Below are 25,522 nucleotides of genomic sequence, written 5' to 3' on the forward strand. Positions count from 1 at the left end.
GTGTCGGGCTCACCGGTTCCGAGTACGGTCGCAGAATGGCACTCGGTGAGGATCCGACACCCGACGCAGCGACCACGTTTCCCGTGGTACGCCATGGTTACGACCGGCACCAGGTGAACAAGCATCTGCAGCGCTGCAAGGCCGAGCAGGATCAGCTGCGGGTGCGAAACCAGGAGCTGGGCACCCAGCTCGACGCGGCGCGGGGGGAGATCGCGGCGCTCAACAGGCGGCTGGCCACGCCGGCACCCGTGCCCGGGCCCCGGCCGGTGCCCCCGGGTTCGAACGCCCCCGCGCACCCCGGTCCGAACGCCCCGATGCCGGGACCGGACCACCGGGACGAGCGCACCGCCCGGACCGTGGCGGTGGCCAAGTCCCAGGCCACCGAGATCCTCGCCCGGGCCCAGGCGGCGGCCGAGGACACCTGGGCGGCCGCCGAGCAGGCATCGGCGGAGCTGCGCCAGCGCTACCAGGCGGTGCTGGCCGATGTGGACCGCCAGCACCAGGAGCTGCACGCCGCGCACGAGAGCATCATGGCCTCCGCCCGGACCAGGTCCGAGGAGATGACCACGGCCGCGGAGCGGCGCCGGATGGAGATCGACGCCGTGGCCGAGCGGGACCGGATCCGGATCGACCGGGAGTTCTCCGAGTCGATGAACGCCAAACGGGAGGCGCTGCGCAAGGAGCTCGATGCCCGGCGGTCGGCCGTCGAGGCGGACACCGAGCGCCGGGTCCGCGAGGCCGACGAGGAGGCCAAGCGCCGGGTCCGCGAGGCGAGCGAGGAGGCCGACCGCCGGCTCACCTCCGCCAACGCCGAGCTGGACCGGCTCACCGCGCTGCGCGACCAGCTCGCCACCCAGCTCCGGGAGATCCAGCAGCTGGTCGAGCAGGTCACCACCACCCTGGCCCCGGCAGACGCCGAGCTGAACTTCGAGGACACCCTGCTGTTCCCGCCCGCCGTCCCGGCCGACGACAAGCGCACCCCCAAACGCTGACCGGACGCCCCACACGCGAGCCCTGTCCAGTGGACCATCGCGTGAAGGTCTCGGCCCACCCAACGCAACCTCAGGGGCACCGTGACGCAACCCAGCCACGATCAACCCGCCAACCGCACCACCGGCTGGAACGCAACAACAGCAGTGAATCCCGGAGCGGCGGGACTGTCATGCCGCGGTGTCCATGGTGGACCGGCCGCAGGTGGCGATGATCAGCTCGGCGATCCGCTCCGGGTCGTCACCCATCGGGATGTGGCCGCACCCGGGCAGCAGCACATGTTCGGCGTCCGGGAGCAGGGTCGCGGCGCGCCGGGCCTGGCGCGGCCACAAGATCCGGTCCCGGCTGCCCCACGCCACGGTGACCGGCACGACCGGCGCCGGGCTGGCGTAGACGTACCGCCGGCCGGCCCGGGCGACCAGGTCGAACGCGGTCGAGCCGACGAACGAGTCCAGATCGGCCCGGACCATCTCGGCGGTGAGCCGGGACGGCCGGCCGAACAGCATGCCGGCGGCCAGCAGCCGGGTCAGCCGGACGTTGACGAACGCGGTGCGCAGCGCCGCCGGAGCCCGGCCGGACAGCCGCAGCGCGGTGAGCAGACCCAGCGCCCAGGCCCGGTCCCGCTGGTTCCAGAACCCGGCCGGGGCGAACGCGGTCGCCGAGCTGACCAGACCCTGCCAGGCGAGCTCCAGCGCCAGCACCCCGCCGAGCGAGTTCCCGGCCACGTGCGGCCGGTCCAACCCCAGCTCGGCGAACATCTCGGCGGCCATCGCGACCGCGGCCGGCATCGTGTAGTCCCGGTCCGGGAGCAACGGCGACCCACCGAACCCGGGCAGGTCGACGGCGATCACGTCGTGGTGCCCCGCCAGCAGGTCCAGCACCGGCTCCCAGGCTTGCCAGCGGTGGCCGATGCCGTGCATCAGCACCAGCGGGGCACCCCGGCCCCGGCGTTCGTAGACGACCTCGATCGGCATCGGCACTCCCTCGTGTCGGGCCCTACCCAACGGTAACAAGTCCGAACCGGAACAGCGCCCCACATCGGCCAGCTGGCTGCGCCTATCGTGAGGAACCATGTCATCAGGCCAAGTGCTCGCCGGACAGCTCGAGGCGGGACTGTCCCCCGACGAGGTCCGGCAACGGATCGCCGCCGGCCAGACCAACGACGTCCCCGCGCGGGCCAGCCGCAGCGTCGCCGAGATCGTCCGGGCCAACGTCTTCACCAGGATCAACGCCATCTTCGGCGTGCTGTTCGCGATCATCCTGGTGGTCGGCCCGATCCAGGACGGCCTGTTCGGCTGCCTGATCATCGTCAACAGCGCGATCGGCATGATCCAGGAGCTGCGCGCCAAGCGGACCCTGGAGCGGCTGGCCATCGTCGGGCAGGCCCGCCCCCGGGTCCGCCGCGTCTACGGCACCGAAACGGACACCCGCGAGCTGGCCCCCAACGAGGTCGTGCTGGACGACGTGATCGAGCTGGGCCCGGGCGACAAGGTCGTGGTGGACGGCACGGTGCTGGCCGCCGAGGCGCTCGAGATCGACGAGTCGCTGCTCACCGGCGAGTCCGACCCGGTGGTCAAGCAGCCCGGTGATCAGGTCCTGTCCGGCAGCTTCGTGGTCGCCGGCAGCGGCCTGTACCGCGCGACCAAGGTCGGCCGGGACGCCTACGCCGCCAAGCTCGCCGAGGAGGCCAGCAAGTTCACCCTGGTCAACTCCGAGCTGCGCAACGGCATCAACAAGATCCTCAAGTTCATCACCTACCTGCTGGTGCCGGCCGGCGCGCTGACCATCTACAACCAGCTCGCCGGCGACGAGGCGCTGCCCGACGCCCTGCGCGGCATGGTGGCCGCGCTGGTGCCGATGGTGCCGGAGGGCCTGGTGCTGCTCACCAGCATCGCGTTCGCGGTCGGGGTGATCCGGCTCGGCAAGCGCCAGTGCCTGGTGCAGGAGCTGCCGGCGATCGAGGGCCTGGCCCGGGTGGACACGGTGTGCGCGGACAAGACCGGCACGCTGACCGAGAACGGCATGCGGTTGGCCGAGGTGCTGCCGATCGCCGAGACCGAGCCGCCCGGGCCGGTGCTGGCCGCGCTCGGCGCGGTCGACCCGCGGCCCAACGCCAGCCTGCAGGCGATCATCGAGGCGTTCCCGGACGGTCCGGGCTGGACGCCGACCGCGGTCGCGCCGTTCTCCTCGGCCCGCAAGTGGAGCGGGGCCAGCTTCGACGGGCAGGGCAACTGGGTGCTCGGCGCCTCCGACGTACTGCTGCCCGACGGCGACCCGGAGCGCGAGCGGGCCGAGCGGATCGGCGCGGGCGGCCTGCGGGTGCTGCTGCTCGGCATGGTGCCGCGACCGGTGGACGACCCGGAGGCGCCGGGCACGGTGACGCCGGTGGCGCTGGTGGTGCTCGAGCAGAAGATCCGCCCGGACGCCAAGGACACCCTGGACTACTTCGCCGAGCAGGACGTCACCGTGAAGGTGATCTCCGGGGACAACGCCGTGTCGGTCGGCGCGGTGGCCGCGTCGCTGGACCTGCCCAACGCCACGTCACCGGTGGACGCCAGGGAGCTGCCCGACGGCGCGGACGGGCTCGCCGACGAGGTCGAGCGGGCGACCGTGTTCGGCCGGGTCACTCCGGCGCAGAAGCGGGCCATGGTCGGCGCGCTGCAGTCCCGCGGGCACACGGTGGCGATGACCGGCGACGGGGTCAACGACGTGCTCGCCCTCAAGGACGCCGACATCGGGGTGGCGATGGGCGCGGGCAGCCCGGCGACCCGGGCGGTGGCGCAGATCGTCCTGCTGGACAACAAGTTCGCCACGCTGCCGCACGTGGTGGCCGAGGGCCGCCGGGTGATCGGCAACATCGAGCGGGTCTCGAACCTGTTCCTCACCAAGACGGTCTACTCGGTACTGCTGGCCCTGATGATCGGTCTGGCCGGCGTGCCCTACCCGTTCCTGCCAAGGCACGTGTCGATCATCGGCTGGTTCACCATCGGCGTGCCGGCGTTCTTCCTGGCCCTGGCGCCCAACCACGAGCGGGCCCGGACCGGGTTCGTCGCCCGGGTGATGCGGATGGCGATCCCGGCCGGCGTCGTGGTCGCCGGCGCCACGTTCATCTCCTACCTGCTGGCCCGGCAGGACGCCGGCCCGGCCGAGGTGGAGCGGATCCAGGACTCGACCACGGCGTACATGACGCTGGTCGCGATCGCGCTGTGGGTGCTGGCCATCATCGCCCGGCCGTACGTGTGGTGGAAGGTGATCCTGCTGGTCGGGATGGTCGCGCTCTCGGCGCTGCCGCTGCTGGTCCCGTTCCTACGGGACTTCCTGGCGCTGGACCCGAGCGACTCCAGCCAGACCCTGATCGCGGCGATCTGCGCAGCGGTCGGGATCGTGATCATCGAGGTGATCTGGTGGCTGGACGGCGCGATCCGCCGCGAGAAACGGCAAGTGATCGGCTGATAACCATCCGTGCCGCAATTTTCGGCGGCGTTTGTTACCCGCGCGGAAATACTATGAGCACAGGATCGATTACCTTCCGTAAATGTCCAAATATGACTGTCCGAAACGGACCGAACGCGGGGTGTGATCGACCCCGTCCGGAACACCGGATATGGTGCCCCCGACCGGATTTGAACCGGCACTACACCCCTTTTAAGGGGGCTGCCTCTGCCAGTTGGGCTACGGGGGCAGGCGAATCCTAGGACGTGAACATGCTGCTCGGGGCCACTTTTGTGCAACTGCGCTCGGTGGCCCAGCGCACAATGGGCCGTTTAGCGCCGAATGCACTCGGTGACGTCCGTCGATTGGACCAGTCAGACAGTTCTAGAGGTATCAGCTTTCTGACACTCTGGCAAACTCCGCTCGGGGATTGCTGATCTGACCCATCGAGACCACCTCACGCCGGAACAGACCACCGAGTAACCAGTCGGCAACCACGCGTGCTTTCCGGTTGAAGGTGGGCACGCGGGCGACGTGGTATCCGCGGTGCGCCGCCCAGGCGAGGAAACCCTTCAACTTGATGTTGTAGATGTCCGCCACGCCCTTGTGCAGGCCCAGGCTCGCCACCGAGCCGGCGTTGCGGTGCCGGTACGGCTTGAGCGGATGGTCACGCAGCGACGCCACGATGTTCTTGGCCAGCCGGTGCGCCTGACGCACGGCGTGCTGGGCGTTGGGCTGGCAGAGCGCGTTCGGGTCCTCGGCGATCCGCGCCAGGTCGGGCACGGCGGCGTTGTCCCCCGCCGTCCACACGCCCGGCCGGTCCACGACCTGGAGCTCGGCGGTGGCCCTGACCCGGCCCCGCTCGTCCAGCGGCAGGTCCGACCCGGTGAGCACCGGGTTGGCCTTCACCCCGGCCGTCCAGACGATCGTGTCGCTGTCGAACTCGGTGCCGTCGGAGAGCACCACGTGCCCGTCCTCGAACGACTTCGCCAGCGTCGACAGGTAGACCTCGATGCCGCGCTGCTCCAGCTGCAGCACGGTGTAGACGCCGAGGCTCTCGCGCACCTCGGGCAGGATCCGCCCGGCGGCCTCGACCAGTACCCAGCGCAGATCCGACGGCTGGATGTTCTCGTAGTAGCGGGTGGCGAACCGGGCCATGTCCTCCAGCTCGCCGAGCGCCTCGATGCCGGCGAACCCGCCGCCGACGAAGGTGAAGGTGAGCAGCTTGCGGCGCCGCTCGGGGTCCTCGGTGACGGCCGCCTCGTCCAGCTTGGCCAGCACGTGGTTGCGCAGGTAGATCGCCTCGCCGATGGTGCGGAACGCGATGCCCCGCTCGGCCAGCCCCGGAACGGGCATCAGCCGGGCGACCGCGCCGAGCGCCACGACCAGCACGTCGTACTCGACCTCGTCGTGGGTCCCGTCCGGCCGCTCGACGGTCACGGTCCTGCGGTGGTCCTCGATCCGGGCGACCCGGACGTTGAGCACGTGGCAGCGCTTGAGCACGCGCCGCAGCGGAACCACCACGTGCCGCGGCTCGATCGCGCCGCCGGCCGCCTCGGGCAGGAACGGCTGGTAGGTCATGTGCGGCTGCGGCTCGATCACCGTCACGGACGCCTCACCGGCCCGCAACCTGCGCTGCAGGCCGAGTGCGGTGTACAGGCCGACGTATCCGCCGCCCAGGATCACGATCCGGGTGGGTGTCGACTTCTGCGCCATAACCCCATGGTCCCACCACGCAGCACGCATTGTGGTTGGGACGCGTGTGAGCCTGGTCGCCTTCCGGTCCAGACCATTTGCCTAATGAGTTCACTGTGGACGGTGCACCAACCAGGCTACCAGCAAAGCGATCCCGGCGACTCCGAGCAACGCGGCGAACTCCAGCACGGGCAGCGTCGTGCCGCCCGGAACCAGGGCCATCAGCCCGGCAAGAGCGAACACCGCGGCCTGCACGCCGACGAACCGCAGCGCCGGGACGCGCAGCGCCGCCAGGTGCACCCGGGCCCCGGGCGGCACCAGCCCGGCCAGCGCACAGCTGACGTGCATCAGGTGCAGCAGCGGGACCAGCACCAGCATCGGCCCGAGCACCCCCGTGCCGGTCGCGACCACCGACATCGCGGTGAGCAACAGCACCAGCATCGGGGCCGGCGAGGACGGCATCCCCACCGTGGCCGCGGCCGCAAGGCCGATCAGCCACAGCACCGGGCCGTGCAGGCCGGTGGCGGCCAGCACACCGACCACGCCCGCACCGGTCGCCGCCACCAGGACCCGCAGCGACCAACTCGGCAGGCCGCGGCCGATCTCGAGCACGTCCGGCCGCGTGGTCACCGGGCCACCCGGCGTCGCCGAAGCCGCCGCAGCATCACGCTCACCGCACTCTCGTTCCAGGTCAGGGCCGGGATCCCGGTCCCGAGCAGCGCCGCGCGACGGACCCGCTGCTCGGCCCGCAGCACCCGCAGCACCACCTCGCCCCACGGCGTGTCCCGCTGCGGCAGCAACGGACGGGGCAGCAGGTCGACCGCGATCACCGGGTTGCCCCGCCGGGCCGTGTGCACGGTGACGTCGACCGCCGCGTCGTCCAGGAACGTCGACAGCACCACCACCAGCGCGCCGGGCGGTGCCTGGGCCGGGCGCAGCACCGGCCGGGTGGTCCACCCGGCCAGCCGGCCGCAGACCACCAGCTGGTGCCGGATCCGTTCGAGCTGCCGGCGCCCGGACCCCGGTGGCACGCCCAGCCGTGGATTGCCCAGATCCACGAGGCCCACCCGGTCGCCCTGGCGCAGGAATCCGGCGGCCAGCGCGGTCACCGCCCGCACGCCGGTGTCCAGGCTGCCGCCGGCGCGCACCACGCCGGGCTCGTGGTCGGCCCAGGTGTGCAGGTCCGCGCCCACGTCCACCCGGGTGTCCAGCACCAGCACCAGGTCCGCGTCCGCCTCGGCGTGCCGCTCCCGCACGTGCAGCGTGCCGGGCACCAGCTGCCCGCCGGCGGCCGCGGCGGCGCGCAGCGAGACCCGCCAGTCCACCCGGCGCAGCCGGTCCCCCGGCTGGAACGGCCGGATGTCGCGGTGTTCGGAGCCGTCCCCGGCCCGCGGCGACCGGTGCACACCGACCAGCCCGGCCGCCCGGGGCGGCAGCGGACCCGGCTGGGCCGCCGACACCGGGGGCAGCACCAGGCGACGGGCCTCGGCGCCGACCACCGGCCCGTAGACCACCAGGCCGTCCGGCCCGGCCATCAGGTGGTCCGGTCGCAGCTCCAGGCCCTCGCCCCAGGCGTCGTACCGGACCCGCGCCAGCACCGTGGTCGCCGTGGCCGGCAGCAGGTGCACCGGCCCGATCCCCTTGCCCGGCACCGGCATCCGCAGCGCGACCAGCTCGGTGCCGCGGCCCGGGTCGACGGTCACCGCGAGCCGCCCGGCCTCGCCCGCCTCGCCAAGCCGGGTGCGCCGCCGCACCACCACCGCCGGGTCACCGGACACCGAGATCCCGAGCGCCGCGCTGATCAGCAGCGGCGCGCCGATCAGGAACAGCAGCGGTTGGTGCAGCACCAGACCGGCGACGACCAGACCCAACCCGCCGAGCACGCCACGGTGCAGCGCGTCGCTGACCCGCCACCCCGCCGTGCCCTGGCTGCGCCAGGCCTTGGCCCAGCGCAACATCCGGTGCTCGGGAAGGCCGAGCGGCCCGATCACGACTGAGCCCGGGCACTGGCCGGACCGGACACCGTGCCGAGCAGCTCGGTGACCACTTCGACACCGGTGATGCCGCTGCTCCAGGTCTCCGCGCGCAGGGTCAGCCGGTGGGCGAGCGCCGCCACCGCGCACTCCTTGACGTCCTCCGGCAGGACGAAGTCACGCCCGTCGAGCACCGCGAGCGCCCGGGCGACCAGCAGCAGCGCCTGCGAGCCGCGCGGCGAGGCGCCCACCTCGACGGCCCGGTGCGTACGGGTGGCCACGGCCAGGTCGACGCAGTAGCGGACCACGTCCGGATCGACGTCCAGCCGCTCGACGCCCTGCTGCAGGGCGCGCAGCCGGTCGGCGTCGATCACCGGCGCCAGCTCGACCTCCTCGGTGCGCCGGGCGAGTCTCCGCCGCAGCACCTCGACCTCCTCCTCCACCGGCGGGTAGCCGACGTCCAGCCGGAGCAGGAACCGGTCCAGCTGCGCCTCGGGCAGCGGGTAGGTGCCCTCGTACTCGATCGGGTTCGCGGTGGCCAGCACGTGGAACGGCGCGGGCAGCTCGAAGGTGCGGCCCTCCACGGTGACCTGCCGCTCCTGCATCGCCTCCAGCAGCGCCGACTGGGTCTTCGGCGGGGTGCGGTTGATCTCGTCGGCGAGCAGCAGCCCGGTGAACACCGGGCCGGGCCGGAAGGTGAACTCCCGCTTGTCCGGGTCGTAGAGGAACGAGCCGGTCACGTCGGCCGGCTGCAGGTCCGGCGTGCACTGCAACCGCCGGAAGTCCAGACCGAGCGCCTGGGCAAGGCCGCGCGCCATCCGGGTCTTGCCCAGTCCCGGCACGTCCTCGAGCAGCACGTTGCCGCCGGCGAGCAGCGCGGCCATGGCCAGCCGGGTGGTCCGCTGCCGGCCGACGATCACCGTCGCGAGCGCGTCGAGCACGGTGCCGGCCTCGGCTCCGATCTCGGCGGCGCTGGCCGTCCGTTGGTCGACGGGATTCATGACCCCTCCAGTCGATCGAGCAGCTCGGCGAGCCGGGCCGGCTCGGGCAGTGGCGTGCGGTCGTCGGTGAGCAACCGGTACAGCTCGGGATCGAGCGCGGCGCGCGCCCGCGGATCGTCCAGGCCGGTCAGGTCGGACGTTCCGGGCCGGGTGCGCAGCGTGGCCAGCGCCAGGCTGGCCAACCGGGGCCGCACCCGGGTGAGGTACCGCTGCTGGTCGCCCGCCGCCTCGGCGAGCCGGATGGCCAGCGTGCTCGCGCGCAGGTCGGTGGACGAGAACTCGCCGGAGGGCACCGGATCCCAGTTGGCATCCAGCGGGCCGGACAGCAGGCTGCCGAGCAGCACGAGGCCACCGGCCGGCAGGCTCAGCGCGACCGCCCAGAGCACCGGGATGGCGAACAGGTAGTTGATGACGAGCATGGTCACCGCGGCCGCGAACAGGGCCAGTGCCACAGCCTTGATCATGCGACCGGCTCCGGGGTCAGCGTGCGCACGATCTCGTCCAGCGCGGCCCGTGCCGCCTCGGCGTCGGCCTGGGTGACCGGATAGCCCGGCGCGAACCGGGCCCGGTGGTAGAGCCGGCGCAGCTCGTCGAGGGCCGCGGTCTCGGCGCCGAGCGCCGCGGTGAACTCGGTCGGCGTCTGGTGTGGCCGGCGCGGGGTGCCGGTGTCCTCGGCCGCCTCCTCCAGCCGCACCCAGGCCGCGATCACCGCGTCCCTCGGCGGGCCGCCGTAGTGCCTGATCAGCTCCGCCTGCGCCGCGCGGGCCGCGTCCAGCAACCGGTTCGGCCCCGGATCGACCGCGAACCCGGTGCTCTCCCGGTCGGTCCGGCCCGGCACCGGCAGCCGGAACCGGCGCCACCGGAGCACCGCGAGGGCAATCGTCAGCACCACGGACAGAACCAGCAGCAGCACCGGCATGAGCAGCAGCGCCCGGGCCAGCCACCCGCCCCACTCGTTCGGCTCCACGGATCCGGACTCGGGTTCCGGCGGCTCCGGCAGCTCGATGGTGGGAAAACCGAAGAAGGAGAACAACTTCTCGCCCTCGCCGGCCGGCACGGCCGACCCGCCCGCCGTCGCCACCGCGGCGAGCATCAGCAGCGCCCCGATCGCCACCAGCGCCGGCACCCGGCTCGTCATCCCCAGCAGCATGCCGCACCCCGCCGCACACGTCGCCCCCGTTACCCACTCGATATGTGGCGTATTGCCGCACCGAGGCAACGGTCGCCACCTAGCCTGAGCCAATGGATGTCCCCACCGCGACACCGTCGATTCGGGCAATGGCGGATCTGGCCACTCCCATGGCCATTCGGGTGGCCGCGACGCTCAGCCTGGTGGAGCGTGCGGGCAGCGCGGGAGCAACGGTGGAACGACTCGCCGCCGAGACCGGAACCTCCGCGCCGGCCCTGCATCGTCTGCTCGATCACCTGGTCACGATCGGCGTCTTCGACCGGGACCGGCAGTCCGGCCGCTATCGCCCGACGATCGTTGGCGCCCAGTTGGGCGCGGACGCCCCGGAAGGGGTCAAACCCCTACTCGACATCAATTGCGCCGGCGGACGCGCCGACCTCGCTTTCGTCGACCTCCTCGGCACGATCGTCACCGGCGCTCCCGCCTACCCGCACCGGTACGGGCGCGATTTCTGGGCCGACCTGGACGCCAGTCCGGAATTGCGCCGCTCGTTCGATGCCCAGATGAACTGGCGGTTCCGGGTGCAGGCCAGCCAGATCGCGGAAGGTTTCGACTGGACCCGCTTCCCGTCGATCGTGGACGTCGGCGGGGGCGATGGATTCGTGCTCGCCGCGATCCTGCACGCCCACCCCGAGCTTCGCGGGCGGGTCCTGGACCTGGCGCCAACCACCACCGCCGCCGCCGACCGGTTCGCCGCGGCCGGGCTCGACGATCGGGCCGGCACGGTGACCGGCAGCTTCTTCGACCCGCTGCCCGCGGGCGCCGACGCCTACCTGTTGTCCGACATCCTGCACGACTGGGACGACGACCATGCCCGGACGATCCTGACCGGGTGTCGCCGCGCCGCCGCACCGCACGGCACGGTGGTGGTGATCGAGCCGATCCGCGGCCAGGGCGCCGGCACCGACATGGACCTGTTCATGCTGATGTGCTTCGGCGGCCGGGAACGCACGGTCGACGAGCTGACCACCCTGGCCGCCGGCTGCGGCCTCCGACTCGACCGCAGCGGCCCGGTTTCGGATGAGCGCACCGCACTGGAGTTCCGCGTCGCGCCCCACGACTGACCGGGTGGATCCGTCTCACATCTGCGCGATGGCGATCTGTGTCGCCAGATCGCCCATCCGCTTCAGGCGCTCGTGCAGGAGGTCGGAGTAGAGCCAGTCGCGAACGGCGGCGAACGGGTCCTCCGGGAACCACCACAGCATCGGCTGGTGTCCGGGGGGGTCGTCGGCCCAGTACTGGGCGAGGCGCGCGATGCCGGCGTCCGCGTCCGGCCCGGTCAGCGTGTCGACGTAGTCCAGCCAGGGCTTCAGATCCTGGTCCGCATTGGCGGCGGCACCCAGGAAGGTGGAGGCGACCAGCGGGTCCTCCTCCTCGGTGACCGCCCGCGCCACCTCGCGCGGAGCGCACCCCGGACCGCGGACCGCTCCGGTTCCGGCCAGGTGCCGAACCGGGCGAAGGTCAGCCCCTTCAGCAGCATCTCGTCGCGCCAGCGTTCCAGTAGGCCGAGGATCCGGGGCGCCAGCCCGCGCCACAGCAGCCCGTACTGCTCCTCATTCCAGTGGCCGTCCGACTCCCGCGCGAACGCCATGACGAGGTCATCCGGCACTCCGGCCCGGTCCGCGCCCAACTGGTCCAACTCGGCCTGCGTGTAGCAGTACGTACAGCCCTCGACCGGGCCCACCCTGGGAACCCCGGCGAAGACCAGCTCCAACTCCGACTGGTTCAGTCCCACCACATCACCGTAGCCAACCGACGACGCGCGGCCCGCGGGGCGGGGACTCGAACGACTACTACTTCGGCTCCGACAGGAGCGTGCGCGCCTCGGTCAACGCGAAACCCAAGAGGTTCAGCCCGCGCCATTCCGCCGGCTCGGTGGCTCGCGGATCATCCGCGGTCAACCCGATGCCCCATATGCACGATCTCAAACCGACACTCCGCCCACCGCTGCTGATCGAACCCCCGCACACCACGCCCCAACTCCTTCGCCTGGCGTGGATGGGATGCCCGGACGACCTCGGCAGCGCTGGCCTCGTCTCCGAACAACTTCGCCTTCCGCCACATCATGAAATGCTCAGCGGTACGGAAGTTCACCCCATCCACGACGAACGGAGCCGGCCACCACTGGCTCAGGCAACCCTTCCCGACGCGTCCATCCCGCTCCGGCTGATGCCCCCAGAAGAAAAGAAACTTGATCCGCTCGCCCCGGCCCAGCCGGCTGACCAGCTCGGCGACGCTCCTCGGACTCCCAGCCACGGCGCGCAGCATGCCGCCCGCCGGAGCATCTGGCAACCGACTTGCGGCGCATGAGCCACTGTAGAGTCGGGCGCGTGCGGCTGGGCATCGCCCACCATCTCGGATGGGCAGTGGCGGTCACGGCATCGGGCGACCACCAGGTCGTGGACCGCAGGCGGATCGAGCTGATCGAACCCGGCATGCCGACGGCACCGATCGAACACGATGGCAAAGCTCTCGACGATGCCGCCGCGGCGGCGCTGGTGGCCAGGGTGCGCGCGTCGGCCGTCCGGGCGGCATCGGCGTCGCTGGACCAGTTGGCCACCGCACTGCCCGAACCGATCGTGTCGATGTCGCTGCGATCCTGGCCGCTGGACTTCCCCGACGACATCGCCGTTCAACGTCGCCCGCCCCATGATTCCCGCGCCGACTCCGTCATGTACCGCCAGGTGCTGGCCGAACTCGCCAACGCACGCGGCTGGGCGGTCCACCTTTATGACGCCAGAGATGTTGAGGGCCAAGCGATCCGAGTCCTCGGAGCGCGAGCCGACGAGGTGCTGCACGGCCCGAGGGCAACGCTCGGACCGCCGTGGACCAAGGATCATCGGATGGCGCTCGCGGCGACGATCATCGCCGGTTGAGGCGCGCGCCGATAGCCTTCGCACCATGCATCGCAGTCGGCTGGTCGGGATCCTCATCGACACGCCCGCTCCGCAGGCCGGCGCGGCAACGGACTTCTGGTCCGCGGCGCTGGGTGTCCCGGCTCGTCCCGCCCCGGGCGAGGAGCAGTACACCGTCCTGGTCGGCGCCGTCCCCGGCCTGCTGACCGTCGTCCAGGCGGTCGACGACGGCGCGCCGCGCTACCACGTCGACATCGAGACCGACGACCTGGACGCAGAGGTTGCCCGCCTCACGGCGCTGGGCGCGGAGCCGGTGGCCCGCTGGAAGGATGCCCACACGCTGCGCGCTCCAGGCGGCCACCTGCTCTGCGTGGTGCCCGTGCACAGCGATCCCGAGACGTTTGCCAGCTCAGCTCGAACCTGGCCGTGAGGCGTCGGCGGCGTTGGCTCCGAAAACGTAGTCCAGTTGCGCCGGCTCTCCAGGCCATCCGGTCGATGAGGAACACTGGCGCGCGGCTGGTCGCGTGGCCCACCAACGAGGCAGCTATGCGTCGGGAAGCCTCCGGCACACCGCTGCCCTCATGGGCGAGCGGGACCTCCGCGCGGAGCTTGCCACGCTGACCATGCCGGCACTGGTGGTGCACGGCGAAGCCGACCCGATCCAGTCCTGGCGCGCCGGGAAAGCGACGGCGGACGCCATCCCGGGTGCCCGGTTCCTGCTCCTGCCCGGAGTCGGCCACGACTTGCCCCGAGCGGTATGGCCCACCGTCATCGACGAGATCACCGCCCTCGCCACCCGCTCGACCGGGCAGCCGGACGTAGCGACACCCGCCTGACTCACAAGGCGTGTTCTGCTGCCAGAACTACCGGACTCACGGGGCCGCGGTTTCCCGAAGCTCGGCGATGACCCGCGCGACGGCGGCAAGCTCCTCGGCGCTGGGCACCACCTTGACGTGGTCGGAGACTTCGGGCGAGACGCGCACCTCGTGGCCTTCGGTCTCCAGCGCTCGCACCACGTTCAGCCAATCCGTGCCCGGGTCGCCGTCCCAGGCTCGCGAAAGTCGAAGACTCAGCTTGTCCAGCCCGGATCGGAGGTCCACCCGCGGTAGGACGACAGCCCCGGCACAGCGCTCGACCTGCTCCGGCCAACGATCCGCCCAGAACTCGACCCGCCAGCCGGGCCAGCGCGCGGCGAGTTCGACGCTCGTGCTTGGCAACCTGCCCATCGTCCAGAAGCCGGCGGTCCGCGTCGCAAGATCGATGTGTAGGCCGGACTCGGGATGCTCCAGACACTCGTCGACGCGCGCCCGCCGCGGAAGTGCCGCCACGAGGTCCGGACCCCGCCACGCGCACGAGAGAGAGCCACGCAGCGCGAAAGCGTCGACCCGCCCGGTCGTATCGCGAACGGTCACCAGACAGCCGATGTAGTCGGGATCACCGGGGAACAGTTGTGCATCCGTCCCGCGTTCCACCCGCACGACTGCCGGGTCGAGGTCCACATGAGCGACGATGTCACCCAATCCGCCGTATGCCCAGCGAATGTCCCAGCCGGGCCAGGTACGGGCCAGGACCGCGGCCAGCGCGGCACGATGCGCCGGGCCGTCGAGGTGCCAGGTGAAGTACAGCAGCACCCGCCGCCGATGATCGATCAGTGCCGCACCCTCACACCAGTCATCGTCCAGCCACCCCGCGACCGTGTCCTCGACCTGGCGTTGAACACTGGCGAATCTGGTCGTCGCATCGGGACCCACGATGAGATCGGTGTCCATTCGGACAGCTCCCCAGTGGGAGTAGTACAGGCGCCACCGACCGTCCCTCCCCACCACGACATAGTTCGCCCGGTCCCCCATGATCAGTCATCTCCCGGCCGTCACTTACGGAACCCGCCCAGCATCGCAGAACCCGAATCGCCCGTCGCGCGAGTTCGCGGCAGCCCTACCCGGATTCACGGACGCCGAGCGCGCTACCGCCACTTGTCTGGACGCTCGTGGATCTGGCCTTTGCTGCCCACCACCCGGGCCGGCAACAGCGATGCCGCGAGTTGGCGGCGACCGATCAGAAACGAGGTAACGCTTGGTGGGCGACGCACTTGGGGCGGCTGCCGCCCGGCCGGGCACGCCAAGTAGATCGGACGGTCCGGCGCGATCTCCGCCGTGGCATTGATCGCCGGAGTCAGATCGGTGTCAGTGGTGATCAGGACCGACAGATCGCCGTACCTCTGGGCCGCGTCCTCGACCATTGCAACCCCTAGGGCTACGTCAGTCAGCTTCTCCTCATAGGTCCGGTATTCGTGCGCGGGATCGCAGTCGCAGGTGTACCGACTTCCGCAGTCGAAACAGCGGAACTTCTTGACCTTGAACCTGACCTGTGGACATCACACGATGGTGGGCGTGTCGGCAGCCAATGCAGCCACAACCGCGCCGCCGTGATCGATTGATCGGGATAGGGCCGGGCGCGCAGCGCCCGGCCCTCATCCCGTCTGGGTGGGTGGCGGGGACAACCTCCGTCAGAGTTCGGCCGCTTTCTTGGCCTCGAGCAGCACGGCCTCCAGCATCGCCGGGGTCAGGCGGCCGGTGAAGGTGTTCTGTTGGCTGACGTGGTAGGAGCCGAGGAGGTGGAGGGCGGAGCCGGCGGGGTCGGTGGCGGGAAGGGTGATGTGGGTGGCGTGGGCGAAGCGGGGGCGGGGGGTTGGGATTTGCCAGGCGGTGGCGAGGACGGGGAGGAGGGCCTGCCAGCCGAAGGCGCCGAGGACGACGATGGCGCGGAGGGTGGGGCGGAGCAGGGTGAGTTCCTGGGTCAGCCAGACGCGGCAGCGGTCGCGTTCGTCGGGGGTGGGTTTGTTGGCGGGTGGGGCGCAGCGGACGGGGGCGGTGATGCGGGTGCGGTACAGGGTGAGGCCGTCGGCGATGTGCACCGAGTGGGGTTGGGAGGCCAGGCCGACGGCGTGCAGGGCGGCGTAGAGCACGTCGCCGGAGCGGTCGCCGGTGAACATGCGGCCGGTGCGGTTGGCGCCGTGGGCGGCGGGGGCGAGGCCGACGATGAGCAGGGCGGCGTCGGGCGGGCCGAAGCCGGGGACGGGACGGCCCCAGTATTCCTCGGCGGCGAAGGCGGCGCGCTTGGTGCGGGCCACCTCTTCGCGCCAGGCGACCAGGCGCGGGCAGGCGCGGCATTCGGTGACCTGGCGGTCCAGGTCCTCGAGATCGGTCACGAGAGGATTGTGGTTGGCCGGGGTGGAATGGCAGCACGTAGGGTGCCCTGCATGACCGCCGAGAATGGATCCGGTAAAGAAAACCCGGACAAGCCTGAGCCCAGCGACGATCTGGTCTCCAGCTCGCACACGCTGACCATCAGGCGGAGCAAGCTGAACTACACCGCTACGACCGGGCGGATCGTGCTGCGGCAGGAGGTGCTCACGAACGGGACGTTCGACGGGCACCTGCCCAAGGCCGAGGTGTTCCTGACCGCGTACACGCTGGACGGGGCGAACCCGCTCACCCGCCCGGTCACGTTCGCGTTCAACGGCGGGCCCGGGTCGTCGAGCGTGTGGCTGCATCTGGGACTGCTGGGGCCGCGCCGGGTGCTCTCCGGTGACGTCGGCAGCCTCACCCCGCCGCCGTACCAGTTGGTCGACAACACCGAGACACTGCTACAGCACAGCGATCTGGTGTTCATCGACCCGGTGTCGACCGGGTACTCGCGGGCCGCGGTAGGCGAAAAACCCGCCGAGTACCACGGATTCCAGGCCGACATCGAGTCGGTCGGCGAGGTGATCCGGTTGTGGACCTCGCGCAACGGCCGGTGGATGTCACCGAAGTTCCTGGCCGGCGAGTCCTACGGCACCACCCGGGCCGGCGGGCTGGCCCTGCACCTGCAGAACCGGTACGGCTTGTACCTCAACGGCCTGATGCTGATCTCCTCGGCGCTGGACTTCAGCGTGCTGGACTTCTCCGACGGCAACGACCTGCCCTTCGTCGTGTTCCTGCCGACCTACGCGGCCATCGCGCACTACCACGGTTTCCATGGCGACCGTCCGCTGCGCGAGGTGCTGACCGAGGCCGAGGAGTTCGTCGCCGCCGACTACCCGGTGGCGCTGTCCCGCGGCAGCCGACTGTCCACACCGGAACGTCGGGCCACCGCGGCCAGGATCGCCGCCCTGACCGGGCTTTCCGAGGACTACGTGTTCCGGGCGAACCTGCGGGTCGAGCACATCCGGTTCTACACCGAACTGTTGCGCGAGCGTGGCCAGGTCGTCGGACGGCTGGACGGCCGGTTCACCGGCTGGGACCCGGACGGCGCGCGCGAGCGGTGGGTGGACGACCCGACCAACATCGCGATCATGGGCGCCTACACCGCCGCGCTCAACCACTACCTGCACGCGGAGCTGAACTACACCAACGACCTGCCGTACGAGATCCTCAGCATCGGGGTCAACTCGTCCTGGTCGTACAAGGAGTTCGAGAACGCGCACGTAACCGTGGCGGACAAGCTCGCCACCGCCATGCGGGCCAACCCGCACCTGCGGCTGCACGTCGCGTCCGGCTACCACGACGGCGCGACCCCGTACTACGCCAGCGACCACGTGCTGGCCCATCTGTCCATTCCGGACGAGCTGCGGGACAACATCGAGACCTGCTACTACGAGGCCGGGCACATGATGTACGTGCACGAGCCGAGCCGGCTGCAGCAGGCCAAGGACCTGGCCGGGTTCATCGCGCGGGCGTTGCGCACCAAGGACAAGTGAACAAAACGATGGCCGCCGGTCCCGAAGGGATCGGCGGCCATCGTCAATGAATCAGCGGATCACAGGAACGGGCGGCCGCGGGTGACGGCGGCCCAGGCGTCCACGGAACCGTGCCCGTAGAAGCCGTTGAACTGCAGGTTGCCGGTGCAGGTGGCGGTGAAGCTGGCGTCGCGACCCTCGTCCAGGTAGTCGATGGTCGGCGGCACCGGGCACGGGATCTTGAAGGCGGTGCCCTCGAGCACCGACTGCACCGCGTCCGGGTTCATGCTCGCGTTGCCACGCTGGAACCTGCCGTACTGGCTGACGATCAGCGAGGCGACACCGGCGGCGTGCGGCGAGGCCATCGAGGTGCCCTGCAGGTACTGGTAGTAGCCGCAGGTGCCGTCGGACTTGCACGCCCGCTGCACACCCAGCGCCACACCCTGCGGGGTGATGTTGCCGGCCTCGTCGATGTTGCCCTCCTCGACACCCACATGCCGCGGGTAGGCCGAGAGGATCAGGTTCTCGTTCGTGCGGAACTGCGGAGTGCCGAAGTAGTCACGGAACCAGCCACCGGGGGCGGAAACCGAGATCTGCTCGACGCCGTAGTTGGAGTAGTCGGCCTTGGTCCGGGACGGGCCGTAGGACAGCACGCCGATCACGTGCGGGCCCTCGGTCGGCAACGACAGGCAGGTGGCGTTGTCGATGGTCCGCGGGTGCTCGGTGCCGACCGGGTAGTCCGGGCTGATCGTGTCGGGCTGCGGGTTGCCGAGGTCGGTGTGCTGGTTGCCCAGCGCGGCGACCTGGGTGACGCCCCTGCGGTGCGCGTAGTTCAGCGCCCGGGTCATCGCCCGGGTGATCAGCCGCTGCTCGGCCTGCTGCTCCGGCGTGTCGGCCGGGTTGTTCTGGCAGTTGTACAGCCACGGGTCGACGAAGAACGACATGTTGACCACGTCGATCCCGGCGTCGCCGGCATAGGTCAGCGCGTCGACGGTGGGCTGCAGGAAGAAGAATCCGGAGTCCTGGCCGGCCCGGATGTTCACCAGGGAAACGCCGGGCGCGACACCGGAGATGCCGAACCCGTCTGCGGCGGCGGCGATGGTGCCGGCAACGTGCGTGCCGTGCGCGCCGTCGTCCCAGTCGGCCGGGTCCACACAGCCACGGAACTCACACGGGCCGTCGACGACCTGGCCGAGCTCGTCGAACGGGATGTCCTGAGTGAAGTTGCGGGACAGCGCGCGGTCGAAGTTCGGCGCGATGTCCGGGTGGTTGCCGTCGATGCCGGTGTCGATCACGCCGACCTTGACCCGCCGGTCGCCCGGTTGCTTGGTACGGGCCAGATCCGAGCGCACCGAGGTCAGGCCCCAGAGCAGATTGTCGAGCGGGTCCATGCCGGCCGCGGCCCGCTGCGCCTTCTTGGCGGCCCCGGCGGCGCCGCTCTTGTTCTCCTTCTCCACCTCGGTGCGTGGTGCCTGCCGCAGCGCAGGCGCCCGGCCGATCACCTTGGCCTTGGCGGCGACCTCCACCGCGGGCGCGGTGGCAAGCCTTGCGGTGAAACCGTTCTCCGGCGCCTTCACGGTGAGCAGACCCGCCGCGCGGTTGGTCTTCACCACGGTGCCGCCCGAAGCCTTGACGGCGGCCACAGCCGCGTCCACCCCTCCGGACTCGGTGGCCAGTACGTTGTACTCCACCGTCTTGCCCGATAACGCCGGCTGCGCGGTGGCGCCCGGCGCAGCGGCGATAACCAGCCCGAAGACCAACGGTGTGGTCATCAGCGCCAGTACCGTCTTCCGTCGCTTCACGCGATCTCTCCTCGCTTTCTACTACCACTGCCCCAACTGTTGCCCCGACGTTAGGGCACGACTGAGCGTTCCTCGGCGTAATGACACGCGCTGGGATGATCGGCGACCCGGGTCACCAGCTCCGGCACCTCGTTGGCGCACCGCTCCGTGGCCTTCCAGCACCGGGTGCGGAACCGGCAGCCGGACGGCGGGTCGACCGGGCTCGGCACGTCGCCCTCCAGCCGGATCACCTGGCGCAGCCCGCGCACCGACGGGTCCGGCACCGGCACCGCGGACAGCAGCGCCTGGGTGTAGGGATGGGTCGGGTGCTCGTAGATCTGCTCCTCGGTGCCGATCTCGACGATCTTGCCGAGGTACATGACCGCCACCCGGTCGGACAGGTGCCGGACCACCGAAAGGTCGTGCGCGATGAACACGTACGAGAGGTGGAACTCGTCCTGCAGCTCGCCGAGCAGGTTCATCACCTGCGCCTGGATGGAGACGTCCAAGGCGGACACCGGCTCATCGCAGATGATCACCTTGGGCCGCAGGGCAAGCGCCCGGGCGATGCCGATGCGCTGCCGCTGTCCGCCGGAGAACTGGTGCGGATAGCGGTTGATGTGCTCGGGGTTGAGCCCGACCACGTCGAGCAGGTCGCGCACCTTCTCCCGGCGCGAGCGTTTGGGCGCCACCTCGGGGTGGATGTCGAACGGCTCGCCGACGATGTCGCCGACGGTCATCCTCGGGTTCAGCGACGTGTACGGATCCTGGAGCACGATCTGGATGTTGCGGCGCAACCGGCGCAGCTCTCGGCCGCGCATCTTGAACATGTTCCGGCCCTCGAACGTGGCCGAGCCACCGGTCGGCGGCTCCAGCCGCATCAGCACCTGCGCCAGGGTGGACTTTCCGCAACCCGACTCGCCCACCACGCCGAGCGTCTCCCCGGCGCGCAGGTCGAACGAGACGCCGTCCACGGCGCGGACGAAACCGACGGTGCGCTTGAACAGCACGCCGACCCGGACCGGGAAGTGCTTGACCAGATCGCGGACCTGAAGGATCGGTTCCCCGTCGGGCACCTCGCGGACTTGGTCGGCGCTCGACTCGCTCACGACCTCAGCCTCACTGCTTTCGCTCGCAAGCTCGCTCATCGGTCCACCACCTCGCAAGCTCGGTGCTGTCCCGGCCCGCCGCATCGCAGGCTCGGCGGCGGTGCAGTGCTGATGGATTCGCTCACAAGCTCGCTCATCTGGCAACCACCTCCTCGGCGAAATGGCAGGCACTGGTCCGGCCGAGGCCCAACCGGTGCTGCGGCGGAACCTCGGACCGGCAGACATCCTCCGCCCTCCTGCACCGCGGATGGAAGGGGCATCCGGAGGGTATCTTCAGCAGACTCGGCGGCAGACCCTTGATCGTGTTCAGCGTCTGGCCGCGCAGGTCCACCCGGGGCAGCGACTCCAGCAGCGCCTCGGTGTAGGGGTGGCCGGGTGCCCGGTACAGCTCCGGCGCGTCGGACTGCTCCACGATCCGGCCCGCGTACATCACCGCGATCCGGTCCGCCACTTCGGCGACCACGCCGAGGTCGTGGGTGATCAGGATCAGGCCCATCCGCCGCTCCGCCTGGATCTCGGCCAGCAGGTCCATGATCTGGGCCTGCACGGTCACGTCCAGCGCGGTGGTCGGTTCGTCGGCGATCAGCATCTCCGGGTCGAGAGCCAGCGACATCGCGATCATCGCGCGCTGCCGCATGCCGCCGGAGAACTCGTGCGGGTACTGCCGCACCCGCCGGGCGGCGTTGGGAATCCGGACCAGGTCAAGCAGTTCGACCGCCCGCTTGCGGGCCGCCTGCCGGCTCACGCCCAGCCGGATCCGCAGTTGCTCCTCGATCTGGTATCCCACGGTGAAAACCGGGTTGAGCGCCGACAACGCGTCCTGGAAGATCATCGCGATGCCCTCGCCACGAACCTCGCGCCGGCGATCGTCGGACGCCTTCAGCAGATCCTCGCCGTGATACTTGATCGAGCCGCCGGTGACCGCCGCGGGCGGTATGTCCAGGATGCCCATGATGGTCTGCGCGGTGACGCTCTTGCCGGAGCCGGACTCACCGAGCACCGCAAGGGTTTCCCCGGCGTTGACGTGATAGCTCACGCCGTTGAGGACCTTGGCCACACCGTCCCGGGTGCGGAACTCCACGAACAGGTCCTTGACTTCGAGCAGTGGCGCGCTGTTGTCGTCCACTGTGGTCATCTGCTACCTCAGCTTGGGGTCGAGGGCGTCGCGCACCGCGTCGCCGAGCATCACGAAGGACAACACGGTCAGCACCAGCGCACCGGCCGGGAAGAACAGCAGGTGCGGCGCGACCCTGATGTAGTTGCGTGCGTCGGCGATCATCACGCCCCACGACACGGCCGGGGCGCGCAACCCGATGCCAAGGAACGACAGCGTTGCCTCAACGCCGATGAACGCGCCGAGCGCGATCGTGGCGTACACCAGCACCGGTGCCAGGCAGTTGGGCAGCATGTGCCGGCGGAGCACCCGGCTGGTGCGGGCGCCGAGCGCCCGGGCCGCCCGCACGTAGTCCTGCTGCTTGGCGGTGATCGCCGCCGACCGCATGATCCGCATGGCCACCGGCCAGGACAGCAGCCCGATGGAGAGCACGACGGCACCGACGATGGCCGGGGCGCTGTTGACGTTCGCCGACCGGAACGCGCTCAGGATGACGATCGCGCCGAGCACGAACGGCAGTCCGAAGAACACGTCGGCGATCCGGGACAGCAGGCCGTCCAGCCAGCCGCCGAGATAGCCGCCCAGGATGCCGAGGACGCCACCGAGCAGCACGGTGAGCAGGCTGGCCAGCACGCCGACCATGATCGACCAGCGGGCGCCGTAGATCACCCGGGCGTACACGTCGCGACCCTGGACGTCATAACCGAACCAGGCCTCCGCGGACGGCGCCTGCCGGCTGCGGGACAGGTCGGTCGCGTTCGGGTCGACCGAGGTGAACAGGCCGGGGAACAGCGCCATCGTCAGGAAGAACACGATCAGCACGAGGGAAAGGATGAACAGTGGCCGGCGGCGCAGGTCGTGCCACGCGTCCGACCACAGGCTGCGCGGCTTGCCAGGCTTGGTCTCCACCTGCTCCGCGGCCGTCACGAAGGTGTCGACGTTCTCCGTGACGGCCGAGCCGGTAGCCGCTGTGGTGGGGTCAGTCATATCGGATCCTCGGGTCGAGTACGGCGTAGAGCAGGTCGATCGCCAGGTTCACCAACAGGAACACGATCACCAGCAACACCACCACGCCGGTGACGATGAACCCCTCCTTGGACAGGATGGCGTCGTAGACCAGGCCGCCAACGCCCTTGATGTTGAAGATGCCCTCGGTGACGATCGCACCGCCCATCAGGCCGCCGAGATCGGTGCCCAGGAAGGTGAGTACCGGGATCATCGAGTTGCGCATCAGGTGCACCCCGACGACCCGCCGCTTCGGCTGGCCCTTGGCCAGCGCCGTGCGCACGTAGTCGGCCCGCTTGTTCTCCGAGATCGACGTTCTGGTCAGTCGGGACACGTAGGCCATCGAGATGCTGCCCAGCACGAAGCCCGGCACGAGCAGCTCGTGCCAGTTCGCCTGGTCGGACACCGTGGGTGGGAAGAACTCCCATTCCCCGGCCAGCAGCACCTGCTGGAGCAGGAAGCCGGTGACGAACGTGGGCAGCGAGATCAGGAACAGCGTGGACACCAGCACCAGGTTGTCCAGGTAGCCGCGACCGCGCAGGCCGGTGAGCACGCCCGCGGTGATCCCGATGATCGCCTCGATGGCCACGGCCACGATGGCCAGCCGCACCGAGACCGGGAACCGCAGCGCGATCAGCTCCCCGACCGACTGGCCGGAGAACGTCTGGCCGAAGTCACCCTGCAGCAGCGCGCCCATGTACTTCGCGTACTGCACGAAGATGTTGTCGTCGAGGTTGTACTTCTCGGTCATGGTCGCGACGAACGCGTCCGGACACTTCCGGTCCCCGCACAGTCCGGCGAACGGGTCGCCGGGCACCGACCAGACCAGCACGTAGATCAGGAACGTCGTTCCGATGAACACCGGTATCAGCTGGAGCAACCGGCGCAGGATGTATCTCCCCATGGCCCCTCCTTATGGACAGGACGGGAACAGGCCGAGGGGGCTGGCCGCTCCGCGAACGGACGGCCAGCCCCACCCGGTCCTGCTCAGGCGATCTCGACGAAGGAAAGGTCGAGTTCCCGCTTCGGGGTCATCCGAACGTTCTTCACCTTCGTGGAATGGCCCCACTGCGCCGAAGTGTTCCACAGCGGGATGGCCGGCATGTCCTTGGCGATCATCTCTTCCGCTTCGTGGTACAGCTTGAACGCCTCTTCCTGGGACGTGGCCTTGTCGGCCTCGGCCAGCTTCGCGTCCACCGCCGGGTTGGTGTACAGGTTGTCGTTGGACGACGCACCCGTGCGGTACAGCGGGTTCAGGAAGTTCTCCACCAGCGGGTAGTCGGCCAGCCAGCCGGCCCGGTAGACCTGGGTCATCTCGTGGGCGTTGATCTTCCTGCGGATCTCACCGAAGGTCTGCACCGGCACGAACGTGCAGTCCAGGCCGAGGGTGTTCTTGATGTTGCCGCACGCGGCCTCGATCCACTCCTTGTGCCCGCCGTCGGCGTTGCTGGTGATCTCCAGCGGACCCTGGAAACCGGACTTGGCGAACAGCTCCTTGGCCTTCGTCGGGTCGAACTTGCAGAACTCACCGCAGGCACCGTCGGTCCAGCCCGGCAGCTTGGGCACGCCGTAGCCGTTCACCGGCACGCGGTTGCCTTCGAAGATCACCTTGGTGATCTCGTCCCGGTTGATGGCCATCGAGATGGCCTTGCGGAAGTCGGCGTTGCCGTACTTCGGGTCGTACAGCGGGAAGGCCAGCACCTGGATGGACAGGATCTCGGAGTTGCCGGAGCGACCCTTCAGGTCTTCCTTCCACACGTTGCCGGCAAGGCCGGACGGCGGGATCGTGTCCAGGAAGTCCAGCTGGTTGCCCTTCACCTGCGCGTACGCGGCGTCCACGCTCTCCGGGTAGGCGAACTTCACCATCTTGATCTTCGGCTTGTCCTCGCCGGCGTACTCCTCGAACCGCTCGACCTTGATCTCCTGCTTCGGCACCCGGGAAATGAACTTGAACGGCCCGTTGCCGATCGGCTTGGCCTCGAAGCCCGCCTTGTCACTGAAGAACAGGTCCGGCAGCGGCATGAAGGTGGTGTAGCCGACCTTGGTCGCGAAGATCGGGTGCGCCTCGGTGAACGTCACCTTGAAGGTCAGGTCGTCGACGACCTCGAGGCCGGACATCGTCTTGGCCGCGGGCTCGGGCGCCTGCTGCGGGCCGTCACCGTCCGGGTCCGCGGTGTTGACCTCCTCGAAGCCCTTGACCTGGGCGAAGAAGCTGGCACCCTGCTGGCCGTTCGGCGAGTACGCGGTGTAGTTCCACGCATCGACGTAGTTCTTCGCCTTGACGTCGGTGCCGTCGTGGAACTTCCAGCCCGACTTGAGCTTGAAAGTGATCGACTTGCCGTCCTGCGCGGTCTCGATGTTCTCGGCGTGCGCGTTCTTCGGCTCCCCGCTGACCGGGTCGTACTTGACCAGGCCGGTGAACAGCGCGTCGATGACCTTGCTACCACCGGTTTCGGTGGTGTTACCCGGCACCAGCGGGTTCTCCGGATCGGTGCCGAAGACGGTGATCTCCGTGCTGTCGTTCTTAGCCTGCTGGTCGCTGTTGTTGCCGCCGCCGCTGTCGTCGCCACTGGTGCCGCAACCGGACAGCACGAGGGCGAGGGTGAGCGGACCAGCCGCCCTCGCTAACCAGCGTGACCTACGCATTGGACTCCTCCC

The 25,522-nt window shown here is 70.0% G+C and carries 26 protein-coding genes and 1 tRNA gene; 7 read left to right on the forward strand and 20 right to left on the reverse strand.

Annotation, left to right across the window (positions count from 1 at the left end):
- Nucleotides 1-35: 35 nt before the first annotated feature.
- Complete coding sequence (locus VFV67_RS04775; protein ID WP_326467493.1) at nucleotides 36-992, forward strand: hypothetical protein; 957 nt, start codon at nucleotides 36-38, stop codon at nucleotides 990-992.
- A gap of 168 nt (nucleotides 993-1,160) precedes the next feature.
- Here VFV67_RS04775 and VFV67_RS04780 read toward each other — a convergent pair whose 3' ends face one another.
- Entirely contained in the window at nucleotides 1,161-1,964 is an 804-nt protein-coding gene (locus tag VFV67_RS04780; protein WP_326467494.1) for an alpha/beta fold hydrolase, read from the reverse strand.
- A 97-nt stretch (nucleotides 1,965-2,061) separates the two neighbouring features.
- Here VFV67_RS04780 and VFV67_RS04785 point away from each other — a divergent pair, with 97 nt between their 5' ends.
- Nucleotides 2,062-4,443 carry a cation-translocating P-type ATPase gene (locus VFV67_RS04785; RefSeq protein WP_326467495.1) on the forward strand — a complete coding sequence of 794 codons (2,382 nt, stop codon included), beginning with the start codon at nucleotides 2,062-2,064 and terminating at the stop codon, nucleotides 4,441-4,443.
- Between the two features lie 152 nt (nucleotides 4,444-4,595).
- On the opposite strand, the gene VFV67_RS04790 is transcribed toward VFV67_RS04785, so the two are convergent.
- From VFV67_RS04790 to VFV67_RS04820, 7 genes are all read right to left on the reverse strand, one after another.
- A tRNA-Leu gene (locus tag VFV67_RS04790) sits at nucleotides 4,596-4,672 on the reverse strand.
- 143 nt (nucleotides 4,673-4,815) lie between these two features.
- Entirely contained in the window at nucleotides 4,816-6,138 is a 1,323-nt protein-coding gene (locus VFV67_RS04795; RefSeq protein ID WP_326467496.1) for an NAD(P)/FAD-dependent oxidoreductase, read from the reverse strand.
- Between the two features lie 90 nt (nucleotides 6,139-6,228).
- Entirely contained in the window at nucleotides 6,229-6,747 is a 519-nt protein-coding gene (locus VFV67_RS04800) for a hypothetical protein (protein ID WP_326467498.1), read from the reverse strand.
- Nucleotides 6,744-8,108: a DUF58 domain-containing protein gene (locus tag VFV67_RS04805; protein WP_326467500.1), complete on the reverse strand. Its 1,365-nt coding sequence runs from the start codon at nucleotides 8,106-8,108 to the stop codon at nucleotides 6,744-6,746. The genes VFV67_RS04800 and VFV67_RS04805 overlap by 4 nt, the downstream gene beginning before the upstream one ends.
- Complete coding sequence (locus VFV67_RS04810; protein WP_326467502.1) at nucleotides 8,105-9,091, reverse strand: MoxR family ATPase; 987 nt, start codon at nucleotides 9,089-9,091, stop codon at nucleotides 8,105-8,107. The genes VFV67_RS04805 and VFV67_RS04810 overlap by 4 nt, the downstream gene beginning before the upstream one ends.
- Nucleotides 9,088-9,555 carry a hypothetical protein gene (locus tag VFV67_RS04815; RefSeq protein ID WP_326467503.1) on the reverse strand — a complete coding sequence of 156 codons (468 nt, stop codon included), beginning with the start codon at nucleotides 9,553-9,555 and terminating at the stop codon, nucleotides 9,088-9,090. Before VFV67_RS04815 ends, VFV67_RS04810 begins: the two co-directional genes overlap by 4 nt.
- Nucleotides 9,552-10,229 carry a DUF4129 domain-containing protein gene (locus VFV67_RS04820; RefSeq protein ID WP_326467504.1) on the reverse strand — a complete coding sequence of 226 codons (678 nt, stop codon included), beginning with the start codon at nucleotides 10,227-10,229 and terminating at the stop codon, nucleotides 9,552-9,554. The genes VFV67_RS04815 and VFV67_RS04820 overlap by 4 nt, the downstream gene beginning before the upstream one ends.
- Before the next feature lie 104 nt (nucleotides 10,230-10,333).
- Between VFV67_RS04820 and VFV67_RS04825 the strand changes: the two genes are divergently transcribed.
- Nucleotides 10,334-11,344 carry a methyltransferase gene (locus tag VFV67_RS04825; protein ID WP_326467505.1) on the forward strand — a complete coding sequence of 337 codons (1,011 nt, stop codon included), beginning with the start codon at nucleotides 10,334-10,336 and terminating at the stop codon, nucleotides 11,342-11,344.
- A gap of 15 nt (nucleotides 11,345-11,359) precedes the next feature.
- On the opposite strand, the gene VFV67_RS04830 is transcribed toward VFV67_RS04825, so the two are convergent.
- The 3 genes from VFV67_RS04830 to VFV67_RS04840 form a co-directional block, all read right to left on the reverse strand.
- On the reverse strand, nucleotides 11,360-11,674 hold the full coding sequence (locus tag VFV67_RS04830; RefSeq protein WP_326467506.1) for a hypothetical protein: 315 nt from the start codon (nucleotides 11,672-11,674) through the stop codon (nucleotides 11,360-11,362).
- Entirely contained in the window at nucleotides 11,590-12,015 is a 426-nt protein-coding gene (locus tag VFV67_RS04835) for a hypothetical protein (protein ID WP_326467507.1), read from the reverse strand. Before VFV67_RS04835 ends, VFV67_RS04830 begins: the two co-directional genes overlap by 85 nt.
- Nucleotides 12,016-12,167: 152 nt before the next feature.
- Nucleotides 12,168-12,548, reverse strand: coding sequence for an NADAR family protein (locus VFV67_RS04840; protein ID WP_326467508.1), 381 nt, complete (start codon nucleotides 12,546-12,548; stop codon nucleotides 12,168-12,170).
- A gap of 62 nt (nucleotides 12,549-12,610) precedes the next feature.
- Here VFV67_RS04840 and VFV67_RS04845 point away from each other — a divergent pair, with 62 nt between their 5' ends.
- The 3 genes from VFV67_RS04845 to VFV67_RS04855 all read left to right on the forward strand — a co-directional run bounded on the left by VFV67_RS04845 (nucleotide 12,611) and on the right by VFV67_RS04855 (nucleotide 13,971).
- A complete protein-coding gene (locus VFV67_RS04845; RefSeq protein WP_326467510.1) occupies nucleotides 12,611-13,156 on the forward strand; it encodes a hypothetical protein in 546 nt (181 codons plus the stop codon).
- A gap of 25 nt (nucleotides 13,157-13,181) precedes the next feature.
- Entirely contained in the window at nucleotides 13,182-13,565 is a 384-nt protein-coding gene (locus tag VFV67_RS04850) for a VOC family protein (RefSeq protein WP_326467511.1), read from the forward strand.
- 151 nt (nucleotides 13,566-13,716) lie between these two features.
- Nucleotides 13,717-13,971 (forward strand): alpha/beta hydrolase, encoded by a 255-nt coding sequence (locus VFV67_RS04855; RefSeq protein WP_326467513.1) that lies wholly within the window; start codon nucleotides 13,717-13,719, stop codon nucleotides 13,969-13,971.
- Nucleotides 13,972-14,007: 36 nt separating this feature from the next.
- Here VFV67_RS04855 and VFV67_RS04860 read toward each other — a convergent pair whose 3' ends face one another.
- The 3 genes from VFV67_RS04860 to VFV67_RS04870 all read right to left on the reverse strand — a co-directional run bounded on the left by VFV67_RS04860 (nucleotide 14,008) and on the right by VFV67_RS04870 (nucleotide 16,343).
- Nucleotides 14,008-14,904, reverse strand: coding sequence for a hypothetical protein (locus VFV67_RS04860; RefSeq protein WP_326467515.1), 897 nt, complete (start codon nucleotides 14,902-14,904; stop codon nucleotides 14,008-14,010).
- 194 nt (nucleotides 14,905-15,098) lie between these two features.
- Entirely contained in the window at nucleotides 15,099-15,374 is a 276-nt protein-coding gene (locus VFV67_RS04865) for a hypothetical protein (RefSeq protein WP_326467516.1), read from the reverse strand.
- Nucleotides 15,375-15,641: 267 nt separating this feature from the next.
- Nucleotides 15,642-16,343 (reverse strand): uracil-DNA glycosylase, encoded by a 702-nt coding sequence (locus VFV67_RS04870; protein ID WP_326467517.1) that lies wholly within the window; start codon nucleotides 16,341-16,343, stop codon nucleotides 15,642-15,644.
- Between the two features lie 51 nt (nucleotides 16,344-16,394).
- Here VFV67_RS04870 and VFV67_RS04875 point away from each other — a divergent pair, with 51 nt between their 5' ends.
- Nucleotides 16,395-17,876: a S10 family peptidase gene (locus VFV67_RS04875; protein ID WP_326467519.1), complete on the forward strand. Its 1,482-nt coding sequence runs from the start codon at nucleotides 16,395-16,397 to the stop codon at nucleotides 17,874-17,876.
- A gap of 59 nt (nucleotides 17,877-17,935) precedes the next feature.
- On the opposite strand, the gene VFV67_RS04880 is transcribed toward VFV67_RS04875, so the two are convergent.
- The 6 genes from VFV67_RS04880 to VFV67_RS04905 all read right to left on the reverse strand — a co-directional run bounded on the left by VFV67_RS04880 (nucleotide 17,936) and on the right by VFV67_RS04905 (nucleotide 25,510).
- Nucleotides 17,936-19,627: a S8 family serine peptidase gene (locus tag VFV67_RS04880; RefSeq protein ID WP_326467555.1), complete on the reverse strand. Its 1,692-nt coding sequence runs from the start codon at nucleotides 19,625-19,627 to the stop codon at nucleotides 17,936-17,938.
- Between the two features lie 80 nt (nucleotides 19,628-19,707).
- Complete coding sequence (locus VFV67_RS04885) at nucleotides 19,708-20,784, reverse strand: ABC transporter ATP-binding protein (protein ID WP_414636175.1); 1,077 nt, start codon at nucleotides 20,782-20,784, stop codon at nucleotides 19,708-19,710.
- A 94-nt stretch (nucleotides 20,785-20,878) separates the two neighbouring features.
- On the reverse strand, nucleotides 20,879-21,880 hold the full coding sequence (locus tag VFV67_RS04890; RefSeq protein WP_326467520.1) for an ABC transporter ATP-binding protein: 1,002 nt from the start codon (nucleotides 21,878-21,880) through the stop codon (nucleotides 20,879-20,881).
- Between the two features lie 3 nt (nucleotides 21,881-21,883).
- Nucleotides 21,884-22,846, reverse strand: a complete 963-nt coding sequence (locus tag VFV67_RS04895; RefSeq protein WP_326467521.1) for an ABC transporter permease — start codon at nucleotides 22,844-22,846, stop codon at nucleotides 21,884-21,886.
- Nucleotides 22,839-23,768, reverse strand: a complete 930-nt coding sequence (locus VFV67_RS04900) for an ABC transporter permease (RefSeq protein WP_326467522.1) — start codon at nucleotides 23,766-23,768, stop codon at nucleotides 22,839-22,841. The genes VFV67_RS04895 and VFV67_RS04900 overlap by 8 nt, the downstream gene beginning before the upstream one ends.
- Before the next feature lie 83 nt (nucleotides 23,769-23,851).
- The gene (locus VFV67_RS04905; protein ID WP_326467524.1) at nucleotides 23,852-25,510 is read right to left on the reverse strand and encodes an ABC transporter substrate-binding protein; all 1,659 of its coding nucleotides are present in this window, start codon (nucleotides 25,508-25,510) and stop codon (nucleotides 23,852-23,854) included.
- Nucleotides 25,511-25,522: the final 12 nt, after the last annotated feature.

The sequence above is a fragment of the Actinophytocola sp. genome (genome assembly GCF_035762905.1).
In the GTDB taxonomy this organism is placed as follows: domain Bacteria; phylum Actinomycetota; class Actinomycetes; order Mycobacteriales; family Pseudonocardiaceae; genus DASYTH01.

What these genes read in the sequence shown, in the direction of transcription:
- VFV67_RS04810 (WP_326467502.1), bottom strand. Translation starts at nt 9,091, where the DNA reads ATGAATCCCGTCGACCAACGGACGGCCAGCGCCGCCGAGATCGGAGCC.
- VFV67_RS04885 (WP_414636175.1), bottom strand. Translation starts at nt 20,784, where the DNA reads ATGAGCGAGCTTGCGAGCGAAAGCAGTGAGGCTGAGGTCGTGAGCGAG.
- VFV67_RS04795 (WP_326467496.1), bottom strand. Translation starts at nt 6,138, where the DNA reads ATGGCGCAGAAGTCGACACCCACCCGGATCGTGATCCTGGGCGGCGGA.
- VFV67_RS04850 (WP_326467511.1), top strand. Translation starts at nt 13,182, where the DNA reads ATGCATCGCAGTCGGCTGGTCGGGATCCTCATCGACACGCCCGCTCCG.
- VFV67_RS04825 (WP_326467505.1), top strand. Translation starts at nt 10,334, where the DNA reads ATGGATGTCCCCACCGCGACACCGTCGATTCGGGCAATGGCGGATCTG.
- VFV67_RS04865 (WP_326467516.1), bottom strand. Translation starts at nt 15,374, where the DNA reads ATGGTCGAGGACGCGGCCCAGAGGTACGGCGATCTGTCGGTCCTGATC.
- VFV67_RS04860 (WP_326467515.1), bottom strand. Translation starts at nt 14,904, where the DNA reads ATGGACACCGATCTCATCGTGGGTCCCGATGCGACGACCAGATTCGCC.
- VFV67_RS04855 (WP_326467513.1), top strand. Translation starts at nt 13,717, where the DNA reads ATGGGCGAGCGGGACCTCCGCGCGGAGCTTGCCACGCTGACCATGCCG.
- VFV67_RS04775 (WP_326467493.1), top strand. Translation starts at nt 36, where the DNA reads ATGGCACTCGGTGAGGATCCGACACCCGACGCAGCGACCACGTTTCCC.
- VFV67_RS04780 (WP_326467494.1), bottom strand. Translation starts at nt 1,964, where the DNA reads ATGCCGATCGAGGTCGTCTACGAACGCCGGGGCCGGGGTGCCCCGCTG.
- VFV67_RS04820 (WP_326467504.1), bottom strand. Translation starts at nt 10,229, where the DNA reads ATGACGAGCCGGGTGCCGGCGCTGGTGGCGATCGGGGCGCTGCTGATG.
- VFV67_RS04900 (WP_326467522.1), bottom strand. Translation starts at nt 23,768, where the DNA reads ATGGGGAGATACATCCTGCGCCGGTTGCTCCAGCTGATACCGGTGTTC.
- VFV67_RS04815 (WP_326467503.1), bottom strand. Translation starts at nt 9,555, where the DNA reads ATGATCAAGGCTGTGGCACTGGCCCTGTTCGCGGCCGCGGTGACCATG.
- VFV67_RS04880 (WP_326467555.1), bottom strand. Translation starts at nt 19,627, where the DNA reads ATGACCACACCGTTGGTCTTCGGGCTGGTTATCGCCGCTGCGCCGGGC.
- VFV67_RS04785 (WP_326467495.1), top strand. Translation starts at nt 2,062, where the DNA reads ATGTCATCAGGCCAAGTGCTCGCCGGACAGCTCGAGGCGGGACTGTCC.
- VFV67_RS04840 (WP_326467508.1), bottom strand. Translation starts at nt 12,548, where the DNA reads ATGCTGCGCGCCGTGGCTGGGAGTCCGAGGAGCGTCGCCGAGCTGGTC.
- VFV67_RS04875 (WP_326467519.1), top strand. Translation starts at nt 16,395, where the DNA reads ATGACCGCCGAGAATGGATCCGGTAAAGAAAACCCGGACAAGCCTGAG.
- VFV67_RS04895 (WP_326467521.1), bottom strand. Translation starts at nt 22,846, where the DNA reads ATGACTGACCCCACCACAGCGGCTACCGGCTCGGCCGTCACGGAGAAC.
- VFV67_RS04905 (WP_326467524.1), bottom strand. Translation starts at nt 25,510, where the DNA reads ATGCGTAGGTCACGCTGGTTAGCGAGGGCGGCTGGTCCGCTCACCCTC.
- VFV67_RS04890 (WP_326467520.1), bottom strand. Translation starts at nt 21,880, where the DNA reads ATGACCACAGTGGACGACAACAGCGCGCCACTGCTCGAAGTCAAGGAC.